Source organism: Mycobacterium sp. UNC410CL29Cvi84, from assembly GCF_000686745.1.
GTDB classification, from domain to species: domain Bacteria; phylum Actinomycetota; class Actinomycetes; order Mycobacteriales; family Mycobacteriaceae; genus Mycobacterium; species Mycobacterium mucogenicum_B.
In genome coordinates this window covers 17,153-35,790 of record NZ_JMLM01000021.1, presented here as the reverse complement: position 1 = coordinate 35,790, position 18,638 = coordinate 17,153, and the positions used below count along the sequence as shown (strand labels likewise).

The 18,638-nt window shown below is 68.0% G+C and carries 17 protein-coding genes; 10 read left to right on the top strand and 7 right to left on the bottom strand.

Annotation, left to right across the window (positions count from 1 at the left end):
* Positions 1-55 precede the first annotated feature (55 nt).
* The 7 genes from BR47_RS0124210 to BR47_RS0124180 all read left to right on the top strand — a co-directional run bounded on the left by BR47_RS0124210 (position 56) and on the right by BR47_RS0124180 (position 7,547).
* The gene (locus BR47_RS0124210; RefSeq protein WP_029121058.1) at positions 56-1,291 is read left to right on the top strand and encodes a PucR family transcriptional regulator; all 1,236 of its coding nucleotides are present in this window, start codon (positions 56-58) and stop codon (positions 1,289-1,291) included.
* A gap of 207 nt (positions 1,292-1,498) precedes the next feature.
* The gene (locus BR47_RS0124205; RefSeq protein ID WP_177127428.1) at positions 1,499-2,431 is read left to right on the top strand and encodes an ACP S-malonyltransferase; all 933 of its coding nucleotides are present in this window, start codon (positions 1,499-1,501) and stop codon (positions 2,429-2,431) included.
* Between the two features lie 75 nt (positions 2,432-2,506).
* Positions 2,507-2,800: a meromycolate extension acyl carrier protein AcpM gene (gene acpM, locus BR47_RS0124200; protein ID WP_020104228.1), complete on the top strand. Its 294-nt coding sequence runs from the start codon at positions 2,507-2,509 to the stop codon at positions 2,798-2,800.
* Complete coding sequence (gene kasA / locus BR47_RS0124195) at positions 2,797-4,047, top strand: 3-oxoacyl-ACP synthase KasA (RefSeq protein ID WP_029121056.1); 1,251 nt, start codon at positions 2,797-2,799, stop codon at positions 4,045-4,047. Before acpM ends, kasA begins: the two co-directional genes overlap by 4 nt.
* Positions 4,048-4,069: 22 nt before the next feature.
* Complete coding sequence (kasB, locus tag BR47_RS0124190) at positions 4,070-5,338, top strand: 3-oxoacyl-ACP synthase KasB (RefSeq protein WP_029105864.1); 1,269 nt, start codon at positions 4,070-4,072, stop codon at positions 5,336-5,338.
* A 39-nt stretch (positions 5,339-5,377) separates the two neighbouring features.
* Positions 5,378-6,805: an acyl-CoA carboxylase subunit beta gene (locus BR47_RS0124185; RefSeq protein ID WP_020104225.1), complete on the top strand. Its 1,428-nt coding sequence runs from the start codon at positions 5,378-5,380 to the stop codon at positions 6,803-6,805.
* 97 nt (positions 6,806-6,902) lie between these two features.
* Positions 6,903-7,547 (top strand): dihydrofolate reductase family protein, encoded by a 645-nt coding sequence (locus BR47_RS0124180; RefSeq protein ID WP_029121055.1) that lies wholly within the window; start codon positions 6,903-6,905, stop codon positions 7,545-7,547.
* A gap of 97 nt (positions 7,548-7,644) precedes the next feature.
* On the opposite strand, the gene BR47_RS0124175 is transcribed toward BR47_RS0124180, so the two are convergent.
* The gene (locus BR47_RS0124175; protein WP_029121054.1) at positions 7,645-8,394 is read right to left on the bottom strand and encodes an SDR family oxidoreductase; all 750 of its coding nucleotides are present in this window, start codon (positions 8,392-8,394) and stop codon (positions 7,645-7,647) included.
* 88 nt (positions 8,395-8,482) lie between these two features.
* Between BR47_RS0124175 and BR47_RS0124170 the strand changes: the two genes are divergently transcribed.
* On the top strand, positions 8,483-9,364 hold the full coding sequence (locus BR47_RS0124170) for a LysR family transcriptional regulator (RefSeq protein WP_029121053.1): 882 nt from the start codon (positions 8,483-8,485) through the stop codon (positions 9,362-9,364).
* Here BR47_RS0124170 and BR47_RS0124165 read toward each other — a convergent pair whose 3' ends face one another.
* The 5 genes from BR47_RS0124165 to BR47_RS0124145 form a co-directional block, all read right to left on the bottom strand.
* Positions 9,365-10,645: an MFS transporter gene (locus BR47_RS0124165; protein ID WP_051634972.1), complete on the bottom strand. Its 1,281-nt coding sequence runs from the start codon at positions 10,643-10,645 to the stop codon at positions 9,365-9,367. It lies immediately after the preceding gene.
* 65 nt (positions 10,646-10,710) lie between these two features.
* Complete coding sequence (locus BR47_RS0124160; protein WP_029121051.1) at positions 10,711-11,910, bottom strand: acyl-CoA dehydrogenase family protein; 1,200 nt, start codon at positions 11,908-11,910, stop codon at positions 10,711-10,713.
* A gap of 2 nt (positions 11,911-11,912) precedes the next feature.
* Positions 11,913-13,046 carry an LLM class flavin-dependent oxidoreductase gene (locus tag BR47_RS0124155; RefSeq protein ID WP_029121050.1) on the bottom strand — a complete coding sequence of 378 codons (1,134 nt, stop codon included), beginning with the start codon at positions 13,044-13,046 and terminating at the stop codon, positions 11,913-11,915.
* A 259-nt stretch (positions 13,047-13,305) separates the two neighbouring features.
* A complete protein-coding gene (locus BR47_RS0124150) occupies positions 13,306-14,826 on the bottom strand; it encodes a glycerol-3-phosphate dehydrogenase/oxidase (RefSeq protein ID WP_029121049.1) in 1,521 nt (506 codons plus the stop codon).
* A complete protein-coding gene (locus BR47_RS0124145; RefSeq protein WP_029121048.1) occupies positions 14,823-15,407 on the bottom strand; it encodes a TetR/AcrR family transcriptional regulator in 585 nt (194 codons plus the stop codon). Before BR47_RS0124145 ends, BR47_RS0124150 begins: the two co-directional genes overlap by 4 nt.
* A gap of 50 nt (positions 15,408-15,457) precedes the next feature.
* Here BR47_RS0124145 and BR47_RS0124140 point away from each other — a divergent pair, with 50 nt between their 5' ends.
* Together BR47_RS0124140 and BR47_RS0124135 are read left to right on the top strand one after the other, a co-directional pair.
* Positions 15,458-17,038, top strand: coding sequence for an FAD-binding oxidoreductase (locus tag BR47_RS0124140; protein WP_090562965.1), 1,581 nt, complete (start codon positions 15,458-15,460; stop codon positions 17,036-17,038).
* Positions 17,035-17,922, top strand: coding sequence for a diacylglycerol kinase (locus tag BR47_RS0124135; RefSeq protein ID WP_029121046.1), 888 nt, complete (start codon positions 17,035-17,037; stop codon positions 17,920-17,922). The genes BR47_RS0124140 and BR47_RS0124135 overlap by 4 nt, the downstream gene beginning before the upstream one ends.
* Positions 17,923-17,936: 14 nt before the next feature.
* Here the strand turns inward: BR47_RS0124135 and BR47_RS0124130 are convergent, their stop codons facing one another.
* Complete coding sequence (locus BR47_RS0124130) at positions 17,937-18,575, bottom strand: TetR/AcrR family transcriptional regulator (RefSeq protein WP_029105860.1); 639 nt, start codon at positions 18,573-18,575, stop codon at positions 17,937-17,939.
* Positions 18,576-18,638 lie beyond the last annotated feature (63 nt).

The following is an 18,638-nucleotide window of genomic DNA, read 5'->3' as shown; positions in this document are numbered from 1 at the left end:
TCTCAGCGCGGCCGTATTGGCAGAAGTCTCCAGAAATTAGGCGTAGCTTTTAGTCATGCCCGACAACGCGACCAGCGGCAAGCGGTTCGTGCCGCCCAAGTCGACACTCGAAGTGCTCGAGAACGTCCCAGAGACGGTGCTGCGTCGTCTCAAGCAGTACTCCGGCACGTTGGCGACGCAGGCCGTGCACGCCCTCGAAGAGCGGCTGCCGTTCTTCGCCGAACTGGAGGCCTCGCAGCGGGCCAGCGTGCATCTGGTGGTGCAGACCGCGGTCGTCAACTTCGTCGAGTGGATGCGCGACCCCAACAGCGACGTCAGCTACACCGCGGAGGCCTTCGAGGTCGTGCCCCAGGACCTGCGGCGACGCATCGCGCTGCGGCAGTCGGTGGAGATGGTGCGGACCACCATGGAGTTCTTCGAGGAAGTGGTGCCGCTGCTGGCCCGCACCGAGGAACAGTTGACGGCACTGACCGCCGGCATCCTGCGCTACAGCCGCGACCTGGCCTTCGCCGCCGCCAGCGCGTACGCCGACCAGGCCGAGGCCCGCGGCGCCTGGGACACCCGGATGGAGGCCAACGTCGTCGACGCCGTCGTGCGCGGCGACGTGGGGCCCGGCCTGCAGTCGCAGGCCGCGGCACTCAACTGGGACGCCACCGCGCCCGCGACCGTCGTGGTCGGTTACCCGCGCCCCGATCGGACCGATCTGGCCAGTGAGGACGTGCACGACGTCGTCACCCGCAACGGCCGCGTCGCGCTGTCCGACGTCCACGGCACCTGGCTGGTGGCCATCGTGTCCGGACAGATCTCCCCCACCGACCGGTTCCTGGGTGAGCTGATGGGCGTCTTCGCCGACGCCCCGGTGGTCATCGGGCCGACGGCCGCCACGCTGGCGGCCGCGCACTACAGCGCCACCGAAGCCATCGCGGGGATGAATGCGGTGAGCGGGTGGACGGGTGCGCCCCGGCCGGTTCCGGCCCGTGAACTGCTGCCGGAACGTGCACTGCTCGGGGATCGGTCGGCCATCGCGGCCCTGGAACTCGAGGTCGTCCGGCCGCTGGCAGACGCAGGTCCGGCGCTGACGGAGACGCTCGACGCCTATCTCGACGCGGGTGGCGCCATAGAAGCGTGCGCCCGCAAATTGTTCGTTCATCCAAACACCGTCCGGTACCGGCTGCGCCGGATCGCGGACTTCACCGGCCGCGATCCGATGGTGCCCAGGGATGCGTATGTGCTCCGCGTGGCCTCCACAGTGGGCCGATTGAGCCGTACGCCCGCTCAGGCCAATCAGTAAATGGCCTGATCAGCACAGTTACAGCAACCCTACCCACCGGTAGCTTGCGACATACGATTGTGATCCACATCGCAGCGAGGTCTCGCCAACGTTGCATAACGTGCGTTTTTGTAGACATTCCACAAAACTTTAAGACGAGGTTCATAATCTCTTACACGGCATAAAACCCGCTTCACAGTGTTTTCTTAATCCGTGCCTCAAACACCTGTGCTTGCGCTGCTTGCCCCCGGGCAGGGATCTCAGACGCCCGGCATGCTCACCCCTTGGTTGGAGCTGGCCGGTGCTGCTGACCGTCTGGCCACCTGGTCGGAGATCAGCGGCCTGGATCTGGCCCAGCTGGGCACCACGGCGACTGCCGAGGAGATCACCGACACCGCGGTGACCCAGCCCCTGGTCGTCGCGGCCACGCTGCTCGCACACGAAGAGCTGACCAAGCGCGGCCTCCTGGCCGGCGCCACCACGATCGTGGCCGGCCACTCCGTCGGCGAGATCGCCGCCTACGCCATCGCGGGCGTCATCTCCGCCGACGAGGCCATCAAGCTCGCCGCCACCCGCGGCGCCGAGATGGCCAAGGCCTGCGCACTGGAGCCCACCGGCATGGCCGCGGTGCTCGGTGGCGACGAGGCCGAGGTCCTGGCCCGTCTCGAAGCTCTGGAACTGGTCCCGGCCAACCGCAACGCGGCGGGTCAGATCGTCGCCGCCGGTGCCATCTCGGCGCTGGAGAAGCTGGCAGAGGATCCGCCGGCCAAGGCCCGGGTCCGCGTGCTGGCCACCGCCGGCGCCTTCCACACGCACTTCATGGGCTCGGCGCAGGAGCCGTACGCGGCTGCCGCGGCGACCGTCACCCCCAGCGAGCCGACCACCACGCTGCTGTCGAACGCCGACGGCCAGCCGGTCGCCGGCGCCGCGGACGCCATGGCCAAGCTGGTCGCCCAGATGACCCGTCCGGTCCGCTGGGACCTGTGCTCGGAAACGATGCGGAAGCGCTTCAGTGCCGCTCAGGAAGGCCAGGAGGTCACCGGCATCATCGAGTTCCCGCCGGCCGGCACCCTCGCCGGTATCGCCAAGCGCGAAGTCAAGGGCGTGCCCACCTTCGCCATCAAGACCCCCGCAGACCTGGACGGACTCGCCGAGTTCTGACAGGCCCGCTTGCCGAAACAACCAACCCGGCACACCAAATCCGGTGTGCCGACACAACAAAAAGAAGGAGCCATCGTGGCTGCCAGTCAAGAAGAAATCATCGCCGGCCTCGCCGAGATCATCGAAGAGGTCACCGGCATCGAGCCGTCTGAGGTGACCCCCGAGAAGTCCTTCGTCGACGACCTGGACATCGACTCGCTGTCGATGGTCGAGATCGCCGTCCAGACCGAGGACAAGTACGGCGTGAAGATCCCGGACGAGGACCTGGCCGGCCTGCGCACCGTTGGTGACGTCGTCTCCTACATCCAGAAGCTCGAGGAAGAGAACCCCGAGGCTGCTGCCGCGCTGCGCGATAAGTTCAGCAAGTGACCAGGCCTTCCACTGCTAACGGAGGCTTCCCGAACGTAGTGGTGACCGCCGTGGAGGCAACCACGGCGCTCGCTGCTGACATCGAGAGCACGTGGAAGGGCCTCCTGGCAGGCGAGAGCGGCATCCGCACTCTCGAGGACGACTGGGTCGAGAAGTGGGACCTTCCGGTGCGTATCGGTGGCCACCTGGTCGATGACCTGGAAAGCCAGCTGACCCGCGTCGAGCTGCGCCGCAACTCCTATGTGCAGCGCATGTCGCTCGTACTGGCGCGACGGTTGTGGAAGAACGCGGGTGCGCCCGAGGTCGATCCGGACCGTTTCGCCGTCGTGATCGGCACCGGTCTGGGTGGCGGCGAGAAGATCGTCGAAACCTACGACGCCATGAACGAGGGCGGCATCCGCAAGGTCAGCCCGCTCGCCGTTCAGATGATCATGCCCAACGGTGCGGCCGCGGTCGCCGGCTTGGAGCTCGGCGCCCGCGCCGGGGTCATCACGCCGGTGTCGGCGTGTTCGTCGGGTTCTGAGGCCATCGCCCACGGCTGGCGTCAGATCGTCATGGGCGACGCGGACTTCGCCGTCGTCGGCGGTGTCGAAGGTGCCATCGAAGCGCTGCCCATCGCGGCGTTCTCGATGATGCGCGCCATGTCGACCCGCAACGACGATCCGGCGGCTGCGTCGCGGCCGTTCGACAAGGATCGTGACGGCTTCGTGTTCGGCGAGGCCGGCGCGTTGATGATCATCGAGACCGAAGAGCACGCCCTGGCCCGTGGCGCCAAGCCGCTGGCCCGGCTCATGGGCGCCGGCATCACCTCGGACGCGTTCCACATGGTGGCTCCGGCCGACGGCGGCGTGCGCGCCGGTGCCGCGATGAAGCGTGCACTGGAGACCGCAGGCCTGGACGCCAAGGACATTGACCACGTCAATGCCCACGGCACGGCCACCCCGATCGGTGATACCGCCGAGGCCAATGCCATCCGCGTTGCCGGATGTCAGGGCGCCGCGGTGTACGCGCCGAAGTCGGCGCTCGGCCACTCCATCGGTGCGGTCGGTGCGCTGGAGTCTGTGTTGACGGTGCTCGCGTTGCGCGACGGGGTCATTCCCCCGACGCTCAACTACGAGACGCCGGATCCCGCCATCGATCTCGATGTTGTTGCGGACGAGCCTCGTTATGGCGACTACAAGTACGCCATCAACAACTCGTTCGGGTTCGGTGGACACAATGTCGCCCTGGCCTTTGGGCGTTATTAAGTCGAAGGGACATTGAGCAGTAATGGCAGGGGTAACCGCTAACAGGTTGTCAACGGGGAATGGTCTCCCCAATGTGGTCGTGACTGGCGTAGCCATGTCGACCGCCCTGGCGACCGACGCTGAAACCACGTGGCAGAAGCTCCTTGACGGACAGAGTGGGATTCGTCTTCTCGAAGATGACTTCATCGAGAAGTACGACCTCCCCGTCCGGATCGGTGGCCATCTGCACGAGGATTTCGAAAGTGAACTGACGCGGGTCGAACTGCGTCGGCTGTCATATCTGCAGAAAATGTCGACGGTCATCGGCCGGCGAGTCTGGGAAAACGCAGGCTCGCCGGACGTTGATCCCCGACGACTGATGGTGTCTATCGGCACCGGCCTCGGCTCGACCGAGGAACTGGTCTTCGCCTACGACGGTATGCGCGAGCGCGGCCTGCGAGCGGTTTCGCCGCTGGTCGTGCAGATGTACATGCCCAACGGGGCGGCGGCCGCTGTCGGACTGGAGCGCAAGGCCAAGGCCGGGGTGTCCACCCTGATCTCGGCCTGCGCCTCCGGGTCTGAAGCCATCGCCAACGCCTGGCGCCAGCTGGTGCTGGGCGAGGCCGACGTCGCCATCGCCGGTGGCGTCGAAACCAAGATCGAGGCAGTGCCGATCGCCGGGTTCGCCCAGATGCGCATCGTGCTGTCCAACACCAACGACAACCCGGCCGGCGCCTGCCGCCCCTTCGACCGCGACCGCAACGGCTTCGTGTTCGGTGAGGGTGGCGCCATGCTGGTGCTCGAGACCGAGGAACACGCCAAAGCTCGCGGCGCCAACATCCTGGCCCGCCTGATGGGCGCCAGCGTCACCTCGGACGGCTACCACATCGTGGCTCCGGACCCCAACGGTGAACAGGCCGGCTACGCCATGACCCGGGCCATAGAACTGGCAGGGCTCGTTCCTTCCGACATCGACCACGTCAACGCGCACGCGACCGGCACCAGCGTCGGTGACGTCGCCGAGGGCGTGGCCATCAACAACGCCATGAAGGGCCACCGCCCCGCGGTGTACGCCCCCAAGTCCGCTCTGGGCCACTCGGTGGGCGCGGTTGGTGCGGTGGAATCCATCCTCACCGTGCTCGCGCTGCGCGACGGCGTCATACCGCCCACACTGAACCTGGAAAACCTGGATCCGGAGATCGATCTGGATGTGGTCTCCAAGGCTCCGCGGCAGGGCGACTACAAGTACGCGATCAACAACTCGTTCGGGTTCGGCGGACACAACGTCGCACTCGTATTCGGCCGGTACTGAGCGACGAAGCGCATACCGCGAGATCAAGGAGATTAGAGAATGACGACCCTGGCACCTGAGGCGACGGCCGCCGAATCACTTGATCCTCGCGACCCGCTGCTGCGGCTCTCGACCTTCTTCGACCCGGGCAGCGTCAAGCCGCTGCACGAGCGCGACAAGTCGGGCGTCCTGGCCGCCTCCGGCACCGTCAACGGCGTGCACACCATCGCGTTCGCCACCGACGGCACCGTCATGGGTGGTGCCATGGGCGTCGACGGCTGCGCGCACATCGTCCGCGCCTACGACACCGCCATCGACGAGCAGGCCCCCATCGTGGGTATCTGGCACTCCGGTGGTGCCCGCCTCGCCGAGGGTGTGCGCGCGCTGCACGCGGTCGGCCAGGTCTTCGAGGCCATGATCCGGGCCTCGGGCTACATCCCGCAGATCTCGTTGGTCGTCGGCTTCGCCGCCGGCGGTGCCGCGTACGGCCCCGCCCTGACCGACGTCATCGTCATGGCCCCCGAGGGCCGCGTCTTCGTCACCGGCCCGGACGTCGTCCGCAGCGTCACCGGCGAGGACGTCGACATGGTCTCGCTCGGTGGCCCCGACACCCACCACAAGAAGTCCGGTGTGTGCCACATCGTCGCCGACGACGAACTCGACTGCTACGAGCGCGGCCGTCGCCTGGTCGGCCTGTTCAGCCAGCAGGGCCACTTCGACCGCACCAAGGCCGAGGCCGGCGACACCGACATCAAGGCCCTCATGCCCGAGTCGGCCCGTCGTGCCTACGACGTGCACCCGATCGTGGAGGCCCTGCTCGACGAGGGCGTGCCGTTCGAAGAGTTCCAGTCCAAGTGGGCGCCGTCCATCGTGGTCGGCCTGGGCCGGCTTGCCGGTCGCTCCGTCGGCGTCATCGCCAACAACCCGCTGCGTCTGGGTGGCTGCCTGAACTCCGAAAGCGCCGAGAAGGCAGCACGTTTCGTGCGCCTGTGCGACGCTTTCGGTATCCCGCTGATCGTTCTGGTCGACGTCCCCGGCTACCTGCCCGGTGTGGACCAGGAGTGGGGCGGCGTCGTGCGCCGTGGCGCCAAGCTGCTGCACGCGTTCGGTGAGGCCGTGGTCCCCCGCGTCACGCTGGTGACCCGCAAGATCTACGGCGGCGCGTACATCGCCATGAACTCGCGGTCGCTCGGTGCGACGAAGGTGTTCGCCTGGCCGGACGCCGAGGTCGCCGTCATGGGCGCCAAGGCCGCCGTCGGCATCCTGCACAAGCGCAAGCTGGCCGCCGTCGAGGACGCGGCCGAGCGTGAGGCCCTCCATGAGGAACTCGCGCTGGAACACGAAAGGATTGCCGGTGGCGTCGACTCCGCCATCGAGATCGGCGTGGTCGACGAGAAGATCGACCCGGCCCACACCCGGTCGAAGATCACCCAGGCCCTCGCCGAGGCCCCGGCCCGCCGCGGTCGCCACAAGAACATCGCGCTGTAATCACGCGAACAACCACAAAACTGCCCCTCGCCTTCGGACGAGGGGCAGTTTTGTCTTATCCCGATGAATTTCGGCGACCGCGGAGGTCAACACGCTCATGACGCAACTGGTGAAAGTGCAGAACTTCAACGTCTCGGCGGACGGCTTCGGCGCCGGTGTCGGGCAGAGCTTCGAGCGGCCCTTCGGCCACGCCGACCCGGGCACCATGTTCGCGTGGGCCGGTGCCACCGCCAGCTGGCCGAACCGCACCGATCCGGGCGGCACCCGCGGACTCGACGACCACCTCGTGCGCGACTTCCACCACAACATCGGCGCAGAGATCATGGGTGCCAACAAGTTCAGCCCCTACCGCGGTCCGGCCCGGCTCGACTGGCAAGGCTGGTGGGGCGACGAGCCGCCGTTCCACACCCCGGTTTTCGTGATGACGCACCACCTGCGGCCGTCGTTCACGTTGTCGGACACGACCTTCCACTTCGTCGACGCGGGACCGGCCGAGGTGCTGGAACTGGCGCGGGAAGCCGCGCAGGGCAAGGACATCCGCATCGGTGGCGGGGCGACGACGGTCCGCGAGTTCCTCGACGCCGACCTGATCGACACCCTGCACATCGTGGTGTCCCCCACCGTGACGCTCGGCGAGGGCTCACGACTCTGGGAGTCCCCCGACGAGCTGCTCGACCGGTACCACTGCGACGTCGTACCCAGCTCCAGCGGCGTCATCCACCACTTGTTCTGGCGCCGCTGACTTCACTCGCGAGCTGGGGGTACCTCCCGCTTGTGGGGGAACGTAAAACTGTCGCTTTTCGCCCGAAAACGACAGTTTTACGTCTGCTCGGCAATGGCTAGCGCGTGGTGTAGCCGCCGTTGGCGAAGATGGTCTGGCCGGTGATCCAGTGGCCCTCGTCGGCGAGGAACACGACCAGCGGGGCGATGTCCTCGATGAGGGTCAGCCGGTCGCCCATCGCCTGCGACTTGTGGAACGCCACGCGTTCCGGGGTCTCCTGGCCGTAGAAGAACGGCGTGTCCATGGGCCCCGGACCGACGTTGTTGACATTGATCCCGCGGGCCGCGAACTCTTTCGCGGCGGCGCGGGTGAAGTGCTCGACAGGGCTCTTGGCGCCGGCGTAGGTGCTGTAGCCATCGGTGAAGGCCGCCAGCAGCGCCGTCACGATGGTGATCACCGATCCGCCGTCGTTCAGCCGGCGGCCGGCCTGCTGCAGGAAGAAGTACGCGGCCTTGGCGTTGATGTCGAACATCGAATCGTATTCGGCCTCAGTCGTTTCCACGATCGGCTTGCGCAGCACCTTGCCGACGGTGTTGATCGCGATGTCGACGCCGCCGAACGCCTCGACTGCCGCGTCGAACAGCTTCTCCACGTTGCCGGGCACGGTCAGGTCGCCCTGGACCTTGACGGCCTTGGCGCCGGCGGACTCGATGGCGGCGACGGTCTGGTCGGCGTCGGTCTCGGTGGCGGCGCTGTTGTAGTGCACCGCGACGTTGACGCCGCGCGCGCCGAGGGTCGTGCTGATCAGGCCGCCCAGGTTCTTGGCTCCGGCGGCGACGACTGCTGTTTTACCTTCGAGATTGCTCATGCCGCCCACGCTAGCCACGGCCAACCACAAATAGAAACGAAACTTTTCTACCTATCCACAAGCAGCAGTTGTAGATAGGGTTGGCGGCATGACCAGGCCGTATCCCGATCTGCGTCGACTGCAGCACTTTCTCGCGGTCGCCGACGCCGGTGGTTTCACCCGCGCCGCGGACCAGCTGCACCTGAGCCAGCAGGCCCTCAGCAGCTCGATCCGCCAGCTCGAAAAAGAGCTGGGCGCAACGCTTTTCGACCGCGACGGCCGCCGGGTCACCTTGACGCCGGCGGGTCGGCAACTGCACAGCGATGCCCGGACCCTGCTCGCCGCCGCCCACACCGTCACCGATCACGTGCAGCGCGCGGCCAGCGCCGCGCGGGAGAACTACGTCGTCGGGCACACCCCCGCGCTCGAGAGCGTCGAGGCGTACGCCCTTCTGGAGCCGGTGATCGACGCCTACGCCGACGTGTCCTTCACCTTCCGTCAGATGTTTCCGGATCAGCTGTCGCCCGCGCTGCTTGACGGATCGATCCAGCTCGCACTGCGCCGCGGTGTGGTGCCGGATCGCGACCTCGCCACCGCGGTGCTGGGATATCACACGGTGCGCGTGGCGGTGTTGAGTTCGCACCCCCTGGCGGGGCGCGACGCTGTGGACCTCACCGACCTGACCGATGAACGCATCGCGCTCTGGGCACCGCCGGGCGCGTCGTACTACAGCGACCTCCTGCTCGGCGCCTGCCGCCGAGCCGGATTCGAGCCGGACTACGTCGTCAGCCGCGTACAGGGCGCGGCCACAGTGGCCGCGCCGTTGACGACGGGGGCGGTCGCGTTCGTCACGCATCCGGTGGGTCCGGTGCTGGATGGCCGGGTGACGGTCGTCGACCTCCAGCCGCCGCTGCTGGTGCCCGTGCAGGCCATGTGGCAGCGGCACACGCGCTCCCCCATCCGCGACCTGCTGCTCGCCCAGCAGGCGTAGTCAGGCGCGCGCCAGCAGTGCCTCATCGGCGAGGTCGTCGAGCTCCTTACCCTTGGTCTCGGGCCCGAACAGGTAACCGATCACGGTCAGCAGCCAGATGCTGGACAGCGCCAGATACGGCGTCTGCACACCGTAATGCCCGATGGCCCAGCCGACGACGGTCGGTGCGGCGATCGACACGATGCGGCCGCCGCCGACGGCGACACCAAATCCGGTGCCGCGCAGCACGGTTGGGAACAACTCGGAGATGTACGCGTCACCGACGCCCCAGAGCCAGCCGAGGGTGGCGATGGAGATGGCGCCGTAGACCTGGTATTCGGCCAGTGAATCCGAGGTGGCCGCCAGGATCGCGGACCCGGCCTCGATGACGGCGCCGAGAATCGCCGAAGGACGGCGCCCGAAGCGGTCGGCCAACGCGGTGCCGATGAAGACGAAGACGACCTGCAGCAGGAAGAAGACCAGCGCATAGCGAATCGCGTCGGTGGTGGACGCATGGAATCTCTTGACGATGTAGGTGGTCAGGAACAGGGTCGAGCCCCAGTAGCCGACAGCGTTGGCCGTGTAGATCAACCAGCCCACGATCAGCCGCCGCCGCACGCCGGGTAGCTGCCACAGCTTCGCTCGCGGGATACCGTCTCGCTGGCGCGCCTCTTTGACCTCGGTGTAGCGGGGCGATTCCGTAATGCCCTGGCGCACAAGGAACAAGATGATGGCCGGGACGATCGCCACGATGAACGACGCCTGCCAGCCATACCGCGGCACCAGCACCAGCGCGACAGCGGCCGCGAGGACGTAGCCGAGCGAGAACAACGAGAAGATCACCCCGCCCACACCGATCGCCCGGGTCTTGGTCGGCCACACCTCGGCGGTATAGGGGGCGCCCACCGCCAGCTCGCCGGCGCCGCCCACACCGGTGAGGAAGCGCAGGCCGGTGAACGCGACCAGATTGGTGGTGATGCCGGCCAGTGCCGTGGTGATGCCGTACAGCAGGATCGACGCACCGAGCGTGGTCTTGCGTCCCCACCGGTCGGCGGCGATCCCGAAACCGATGGTGCCGATGGTGTAGCCGACGAGGAAGATCGACCCGATGTACCCGGCCTGGGCCTCGGTGATCTGCAGGGTCTTCTTGATCTCGGGCAGGACCAGGCCGTAGATGTTCACGGCGTAGGAGTCGAAGCCGTATCCCAGCCCCGCCGTCACCGCCACGAACAACGCCGGCTTGAACGGCTGCGACTTTCGCGGGGGCGAATCGACCTGCGCCTCTTCCAGATTCGCGGCCATCTGACGACGGTATCGGGCACCGGACGTCGCCTGAACATTCAGAATCGCCCGGATCACAAGTGCGTTCAGATCTGCCCGTGATTCGGCGGTGCCACGCCGGACAGTTCCCACGCGCCGATGTGGTGGTACTTCCAGTCGACGGGGTCGTGCACGCTGTGGGTCCGCGCGTTGCGCCAGTGCCGGTCGAGATCGTGACGGCGGTCGGTACCGCTCGCGCCGGTCAACGCGAAGAGCTGACTGGCAACGTCGACGGCCACGTCACTGGCGAAGGCCTTGGCCTGCGCGACCGCTATCGAGCCGCGCGCGGCCGCATCGGGATCGGCGACGTCGAGCCCGATGTCCTCGAGTTCGCCTGCGGCCCAACGCAGTAGCTGGGTCGACGCGCGCGTCCGGGTGGCGAGCTGGCCGAACCGCAGCAGGACGTGCGGATCGTCGCTCGCAGCGTTGGCGCCGCCGTATCGCACCGCCTCGAAGAACGGCCGGCTGCGGGTGCGGACGAACTCGGCGGCATCGGCCAGGGCGCCTTCCGCGATACCGGCTTCGATGGCGGTGTGGACCAGCTGGGCGCGGGCACCGAGCAGTTGCGGCTTCTCGAATGCCGACCAGTACGGCACCACCAGGTCGCCGTCGATGGCGACGCCGTCCAGCGTCGTGGTGCCGCTCACGGTCGAGCGCTGCCCCATGGCGGCCCAGTCTTCGTCGATGGTCACCCCGGGTGCGTCACGTTCGACGAACGCCAGCACGAGACGGTCGGCGGGATCGAGCGCGCTGACCGCCAGCCACCGCGACGTGATGGCACCGGTGCAGTAGTACTTGGTGCCGTCGAGTCGCCACCGCGCGCCATCTTTGATGAGGCGGGTCTTGAGGTCTTGGGCATGGTGGCCACCGCGCTCGGCGAGCACCGGGGCGATGCGCGCGCCGTCGACGACAGCGGGCAGGATTCGGGCCCGCTGCAGTGGTGTGCCGAGCAGGCGCAGGATGTCGACGGCCAGGTAGTGCCCCTGCGGCGTCTGCGCGAGCGCCGGGTCGGCGGCCGCGACGATCCGGATGACCTCGGCCAGCGTTCGCGGCCCGAGCCCGTCTCCGCCGTCGTCGATCGGCACCGTGACGGCCGGCAGGCCCAGGTTGTCGAACTCGGCCACTTCCGCGCGGGGTACCGCGCCGGCCCGATCACGTTCTGCCGCACCGGGCTTCACCGACGCCGCGAACTCCTCCGCGACTGCGACGACTTGGGCGTGGGTCCTGGGAGCCCGGCTGCGGACCATGGTCAGGCGTGCCGATCAGCTAGCAGGCCACGCTCGGCCAGGATGGGGATGACGCCCTCACCGAAGGCGAAGGCCTCTTCCAGGTGCGGGTACCCGGACAGGATGAACTCATCGAGGCCCAGCTCGTGGTACTCGGCGATGCGGTCGGCGACCTGCTCGTGGCTGCCGACCAGGGCAGTGCCGGCGCCGCCACGGACCAGTCCGATGCCGGCCCACAAGTTGGGCGACACCTCCAAGTTGTCGGTCCGGCCGCCGTGAAGGGCGGACATCCGCCGCTGCCCCTCGGACTGCGAGCTGCGCTGCACCTGCTGGGCGCGCTTGATGCTCTCGGGATCGAGACCCGCCAGCAGTTTGTCGGCCTGTGCCCACGCCCCTTCTTCGGTGGGACGGCTGATGACGTGCAGGCGGATGCCGAACCGCAGGTCCCCGGCCGCCCGCCGCGCTCGGCCCAGGTTCTTGACCTGGTGCCGCACGGCATCGAGCTTCTCAGCGACCTGAGCCGGTGGCTCACCCCAGGTCAGGTACACGTCGGCATGTTCGGCGGCCACTTCCAGCGCTTCGGCCGACGAGCCGCCCAGGTAGATGTCCGGCCAGGTGTCGGCGGGGATGATCGTCGCGTTCTCCACCGACAGGTGCTTGCCGGTGAAGGTGACGGGCTCGCCGGACCACAGCTGCCGGAAGATCGTGAGGAACTCGGCGGCCCGCTCATAGCGCTCAGACTTGCCGAGGTAGTCGCCGAAGCGGCGCTGCTCGACGTCATCGCCACCGGTGACGACGTTGAGCAGCAGTCGATTCCGCGAGATTCGCTGATAGGTGGCGGCGGCCTGGGCAACCAGGGTCGGGGCCTGCAGGCCCGGCCGGAAGGCCACCAGGTACTTGAAGTGTTCGGTTCGCTGCGTCAGTGCTGCCGTGAACACCCAGGCGTCCTCACACCAGCTACTGGTGGGGGTCAGCGCCCCGGTGAACCCGAGCTTCTCCGCGGCCCCGGCCACCAGGCTGAGGTAGTCGATGTCGGGAGCCCGATCGGCACCGAAGGCGTCCGCCCGGCTGCCTGCGCCACCGACCGCGTTGCCGAGACTCAGGTCGGTGCGCGAGTCACCGTTGGTCGGCAGGAACCAGTGCAACGTGATTGCCATCGGTCTACCGCGAGAACTCGACGCGACTGCCGTTGCGAGTGGTCGTGGTCAGAACAGGCATGGCTCAACTCCCGGGAACGTGATGCCACCACAAGAGAACGCGCAGTGGCGAATGCAGACTTCTCTCCGAAATGTAGAGGCAAGCACTGCCTCCGGGTACTGCCGCTGAATCGGCTCACGCTGCCGCGGCAGGCGTGACCACCGGACGTGGCTGCTATTCGGTCAGAATCATGCTGATTCCAAACGCCCGATCTGGCAGTTAGATGAATTCCTGTGCCACGGCGGCGACGCGGTCGCGGTCGGCGCCGACGAGCCCGATCCGGGTCCGGCGGTCCAGGATGTCGTCGGCGCTCAGCGCGCCTTCGTGCGTGACGGCGTATTCGAATTCGGCCCGCGTGACGTCGATTCCGTCGGCCACCGGCTCGGTGGGACGGTCACAGGTGGCGGCGGCGAACACGTTCGGCGCCTCGGCGCCGTAGCGCGCCACGAGCGACTCCGGCAGCGCCGCAACACGATCCACCGACACCGGGTTCTCCGGAGCCCCGACCAGGGGCAGATTCCGCGTCCGGCACTCCCCTGCGCCCAGGTCGCGCAGCGACACCGCCCGGTTCAGCACATCCTCGGCCATGTACCGGTATTCGGTGAGCTTGCCGCCGATGACGCTGAGCACACCACTGCCGGACTCGACGACGGCGTGATCGCGGGAGACGTCGGCGGTGTTGCCCTCACCGGTGTCGATCAGCGGCCGTAGCCCGGCATAGGCGCCGCGCACGTCGTCCGGCCCCAGGCTTGTCGCCAGCGCGGTGTTGACGGTGTCCAGCAGAAACGTGATCTCGGCCGGAGTCGGTTGCGGCACATCGGGAATGGGGCCCGGTGCGGCCTCGTCGGTGAGGCCGAGGTAGACGCGGCCGAGCTGTTCGGGCATGGCGAAGATGAACCGGTTGAGCTCGCCCGGGATCGGAACCGTCAGGGCCGCAGTCGGATTGCCGAACGCCGCGGCGTCGAAGACCAGGTGGGTGCCGCGGCTGGGACGCAGCTTGATCGCGGCGTCGAGCTCACCGGCCCACACGCCGGCGGCGTTGATCACCGCGCGCGCCGTCAGATCGAAGGACTCCCCGGTGAGCTGGTCGGTCAGGCGCACCGAGGTGCCGGTGGCATCGGATGCCGCCACCCGGGTCAGGATGCGGGCACCATGCTGGGCGGCGGTGCGTGCCACCGCGGTGACCAGACGGGCGTCGTCGATCAGTTGGCCGTCGTAGGCGAGCAACGCGCCGTCGAGTCCGTCGCGGCGGACCGCGGGCACCAACTCCGCCGCGCGGACCGCGTCGACCCGGCCCGACCGCGGCAGGATCGACGCCGACGTGCCGGCCAGCCGGCGCAGGCCGTCGCCGGCGATGAATCCCGTACGGACCAAAGCCCTTGAGGCCCGGTTCATCTCGGGCAGCAGCGGCACGAGTTGCGGCATGGCGTGCACGAGGTGCGGGGCGTTGCGGCTCATCAGAATGCCGCGCTCGATGGCGCTGCGCCGGGCGATGCCCACGTTTCCGGTGGCCAGGTAGCGCAGGCCACCGTGCACGAGTTTTGAGCTCCACCGGCTGGTGCCGAACGCCAGGTCGTGTTTCTCGACGAGCACCGTCGACAGTCCGCGGGTCGCGGCGTCCAGCGCGATGCCCACGCCGGTGATCCCGCCGCCGATGACGACGACGTCGACGGTCTCGCCGTCGGCCAGGGCCGTCAGCTCGGCGCTGCGGCGGGCGGCATTGAGGGTACTGGTGGTCATGGCTTGAGGTATCCGTTCAGGGAGTGAGCAAGTTCGATGTCCAGCGCGGCGACGTCGAGGACGGGCGCGACCATCTGCGCCGACTGGATGGCGGACTGGACGATCAGCAGGCACATGGCGGCGAGTTGCTTGGGGTCGCCGGGGCGGACGCTGCCGTCGGCCTGCGCCGTGGCCAGCGCGCCGGCCAGCACTTCCAGCAGGATCTGCTGGCTGGTGCCCATGCGCTGGGAGATGTAGACCATCGCCAGAGCGGGTGCGCTGCTCAGGACGGACATGATGACTTCGTCGTCGCGCAGCCGCTCGGCCATGCCGACCATGCGCTGGACGATCGCGTCGCGGTCGTCGCCAGTGACGGCAACCTCATTGAGCGCGTTGGTGATTCGTGCCGTCAGCAGTGCCGCGAGGATCGCCTGGGTGTCCGGCCAGCGCCGGTACACCGTCGGCCGGCTGACGCCGGCGCGACGTGCGATCTCGGCCAACGTCACGCGATCCACGCCGAAGGCGATCACGCAGTCAGCCGCAGCGTCGATGATTCGGGCATCGAGGGAATCCCGAGCTTCATCGTTACTGATTGACATCATGTGTAATACTGTAACGCATGACCGCGACACGTGACCACCTCGAACCGCCGATGAAGTGGAACGCCTGGGGCGACCCCGCTGCAGCCAAGCCCCTGTCCGACGGCATCCGCGGCCTGCTGACCGCGGCCCTGGGCATCGACGCGACTCCGGCGGGCGAGCTCGAGGCCGACCAGGTCACGTTGCGTCCGTCCGCCCTGGCAGACGCCGACCGCGTCGCCCTCGCGGCGATCGTCGGCGACGAGTTCTGCCGCACCGACGATCGCGACCGCCTGCTGCGGGCCGGCGGCAAGTCGACGCTGGACCTGTTGCGCCGCAAGGACACCGGCGAGCAGGATGCACCGGACGCGGTCCTGTTGCCGGGCAACGAAGAACAGATCGCGGCCATCCTGAGCTACTGCACCGACCACCGCATCGCGGTCGTCCCGTTCGGCGGCGGCACCAGTGTGGTCGGCGGACTCGACCCGATCCGGAACGGCTTCAGCGCCGTCGTGTCGCTGGACCTGCGCCGCCTGGACCGACTGGTCGGGCTCGACAAGGAATCCGGCGAGGCCGAACTCGAGGCCGGCGTCACTGGCCCACAGGCCGAGGAACTCCTCGGCGCCGAGGGCTTTTCGCTCGGCCACTTCCCGCAGAGCTTCGAATTCGCGACCATCGGCGGATTCGCCGCGACGCGGTCGTCAGGGCAGAACTCGGCCGGCTACAACCGGTTCGACGACATGGTGCGCGGGCTCACCGTCGTCACCCCGGCCGGCGTCCTCGACCTGGGCCGGGCCCCGGCGTCGGCAGCCGGGCCCGACCTGCGTCAGCTGATCGTCGGCTCGGAGGGCACCTTCGGCGTCATCACCCGGGTGCGGCTGCGCGTGCATCCGGTGCCCGAGACCACCCGCTATGAGGCCTGGTCCTTCCCCGACTTCGCCACCGGCGCAGCGGCTTTGCGCGCGGTCGTGCAGACCGGCACCGGCCCGACGGTCATCCGCCTGTCCGATGAGGTGGAGACCGGCATCAACCTGGCCACCACCGACAGCATCGGCGAGCAGACCATCACCGGTGGCTGCCTGGCCATCACCCTGTTCGAAGGCTCGGCCGCGCACACCGAGAGCCGCCATGACGAGACGCGTGCGCTGCTGGCCGCTCAAGGTGGCACGTCGCTCGGCGAAGCCCCGGCCCGCGCCTGGCAGCACGGCCGGTTCGGCGCCCCGTACCTGCGCGACTCGCTGCTGACGGCCGGCGCCCTGTGTGAGACCTTGGAGACCGCGACGACGTGGTCCAACGTGCCGGCGCTGAAGGCGGCCGTCACCGAGGCTCTCACCAGCTCGCTACAGGAAAGCGGGACACCGGCTTTGGTGATGTGCCACATCTCGCACGTCTACCCCACGGGCGCCTCGCTGTACTTCACGGTCGTGGCCGGCCAGCGCGGCAACCCCATCGAGCAGTGGCGCGCGGCGAAAACCGCTGCGTCCGAGGCGATGGTGCGCTGCGGCGCCACCATCACCCACCACCACGCCGTCGGCGCCGACCACAAGCCGTGGATGACGGCCGAGGTCGGTGACCTGGGTGTCGAGGTGCTGCGCGCCGTCAAGAACGTGCTCGATCCCGGTGGAATCCTGAACCCGGGCAAGCTGATCCCATGAGAGTCACCCTCCTGACCAACCCCGCCTCGGGCCAGGGTCGGGGCTCGGCGGCAGCGCAGCGCGCCGTCGTGCGGCTGCAGAGGCGCGGTGTCGACGTGGTCGAACTGATCGGGTCCGACGCCGCCCATGCCCGCCAACTACTCGACGAGGCGCTCGACCACGGCACCGATGCGGTCGTGGTGTCCGGCGGCGACGGCATCATTTCCCTTGCGCTACAGGCGCTTGCGCAGGGCGACGTGCCGCTCGGCATCATCCCCGCCGGCACCGGCAATGACCACGCCCGCGAGTTCGGGATTCCGCGGGACGACCCGGAAGCCGCCGCGGACATCATCGCGACGGGCCGCACCCGCACCATCGACCTCGGCCGGATCGAGGGCGCCGACGGCACCGTCCGCTGGTTCGGCACGGTGATGTCGGCGGGCTTCGACTCGCTGGTCACCGACCGCGCCAACCGGATGACGTGGCCGCGGGGCCGGATGCGCTACAACGCGGCCATGCTGGTCGAGCTGTCGCAGTTGCGGCTGCATACGGCGCGGGTCAGTTTCGACGGTGGTCCCGAGCAGGAAATCCCCGTGACACTGGCGACTTTCGGCAATGGCAAGAGCTATGGCGGCGGCATGCTGATCTGTCCGGGCGCCGACCTCAACGACGGCCTGCTCGATGTCACGATGGCGGCCTCGGCGTCGCGCACCAAGTTGATCCGGCTGTTCCCCACGGTGTTCAAGGGCACGCATGTCCACCTCGACGAGGTGTCCACGAGGCGGGCCCGCACCGTCACGATCGACGTGCCGGGCATAAACGCCTATGCCGACGGCGAATTCGTCTGCCCGCTGCCGGTGACGGTGTCCGCGGTGCCGAACGCGTTGCGGGTCCTGGTTCCGTAGCCTGGCGACGACCTTCAGTCCTGCGTAGCCGCAAGCAGCGCAAGCAGATTCATCAACCGGGTGATGGCGCCGGTGACCGGTCGGGCCGGCAATGTCGGATCGACGGCACGTTGGATCCCGAGCCCGATGCCGGCGCTGAGAAAGAGGTTGCCGATGTCGTCGAAGCTGTCGATCACCCCGGCGGCGACCATCTGCTCTTCGCCGAGCCCCAAATCGACCGCGAGCGAACGCAATACATCGACGACCATCTGAGCGGCTTCGTTGCGGAGGTCCGTGACCATCTGCCCCAGCTCGGGATCGTTGCGCGACAGCACCACGAATTCGAGTTCGAGCATCGTCCAGCCCACGTCGCCGGCGGTCCGTTCCAGCCAGGCGTTCACCGCCTCGACGCGGCTCGGCACATCGGCATCCGACATCGCCAGCTCTGACATCTCGGCGAACTTCTCGCGGTGGATGGCCTCGAGCACCTCCCGGCACAGGACCGGCTTGCTACCGAAGTTCGAATACACCGCGCCCTTGCTGTAGCCGGCGTCGTCGGCGATGTCCTCGAGGCTCGTGGAGGCATAGCCGTGCTTGAGAAACCGGGCCTTGGCCGCGTCGAGCAGCTCGGCACGCGTCTGTTCCTGACGCTGCACCCTGGTCAATCGCGGCATGCGTTGATATTAGTGGTTTGTGATACCGGGAGTACTAGCTTTACTCGGAGAATTCGGATACCG

Bases quoted from the DNA above. Each gene is read 5' to 3' on its own strand.
- BR47_RS0124155 (WP_029121050.1), bottom strand. From the start codon at position 13,046: ATGGCAATCACGTTGCACTGGTTCCTGCCGACCAACGGTGACTCGCGC.
- BR47_RS0124160 (WP_029121051.1), bottom strand. From the start codon at position 11,910: ATGGTCCGCAGCCGGGCTCCCAGGACCCACGCCCAAGTCGTCGCAGTC.
- BR47_RS0124185 (WP_020104225.1), top strand. From the start codon at position 5,378: ATGACGACCCTGGCACCTGAGGCGACGGCCGCCGAATCACTTGATCCT.
- BR47_RS0124135 (WP_029121046.1), top strand. From the start codon at position 17,035: ATGAGAGTCACCCTCCTGACCAACCCCGCCTCGGGCCAGGGTCGGGGC.
- BR47_RS0124170 (WP_029121053.1), top strand. From the start codon at position 8,483: ATGACCAGGCCGTATCCCGATCTGCGTCGACTGCAGCACTTTCTCGCG.
- BR47_RS0124145 (WP_029121048.1), bottom strand. From the start codon at position 15,407: ATGATGTCAATCAGTAACGATGAAGCTCGGGATTCCCTCGATGCCCGA.
- BR47_RS0124165 (WP_051634972.1), bottom strand. From the start codon at position 10,645: ATGGCCGCGAATCTGGAAGAGGCGCAGGTCGATTCGCCCCCGCGAAAG.
- BR47_RS0124210 (WP_029121058.1), top strand. From the start codon at position 56: ATGCCCGACAACGCGACCAGCGGCAAGCGGTTCGTGCCGCCCAAGTCG.
- kasB (WP_029105864.1), top strand. From the start codon at position 4,070: ATGGCAGGGGTAACCGCTAACAGGTTGTCAACGGGGAATGGTCTCCCC.
- BR47_RS0124180 (WP_029121055.1), top strand. From the start codon at position 6,903: ATGACGCAACTGGTGAAAGTGCAGAACTTCAACGTCTCGGCGGACGGC.
- BR47_RS0124140 (WP_090562965.1), top strand. From the start codon at position 15,458: ATGAAGTGGAACGCCTGGGGCGACCCCGCTGCAGCCAAGCCCCTGTCC.
- BR47_RS0124175 (WP_029121054.1), bottom strand. From the start codon at position 8,394: ATGAGCAATCTCGAAGGTAAAACAGCAGTCGTCGCCGCCGGAGCCAAG.
- BR47_RS0124130 (WP_029105860.1), bottom strand. From the start codon at position 18,575: ATGCCGCGATTGACCAGGGTGCAGCGTCAGGAACAGACGCGTGCCGAG.
- BR47_RS0124150 (WP_029121049.1), bottom strand. From the start codon at position 14,826: ATGACCACCAGTACCCTCAATGCCGCCCGCCGCAGCGCCGAGCTGACG.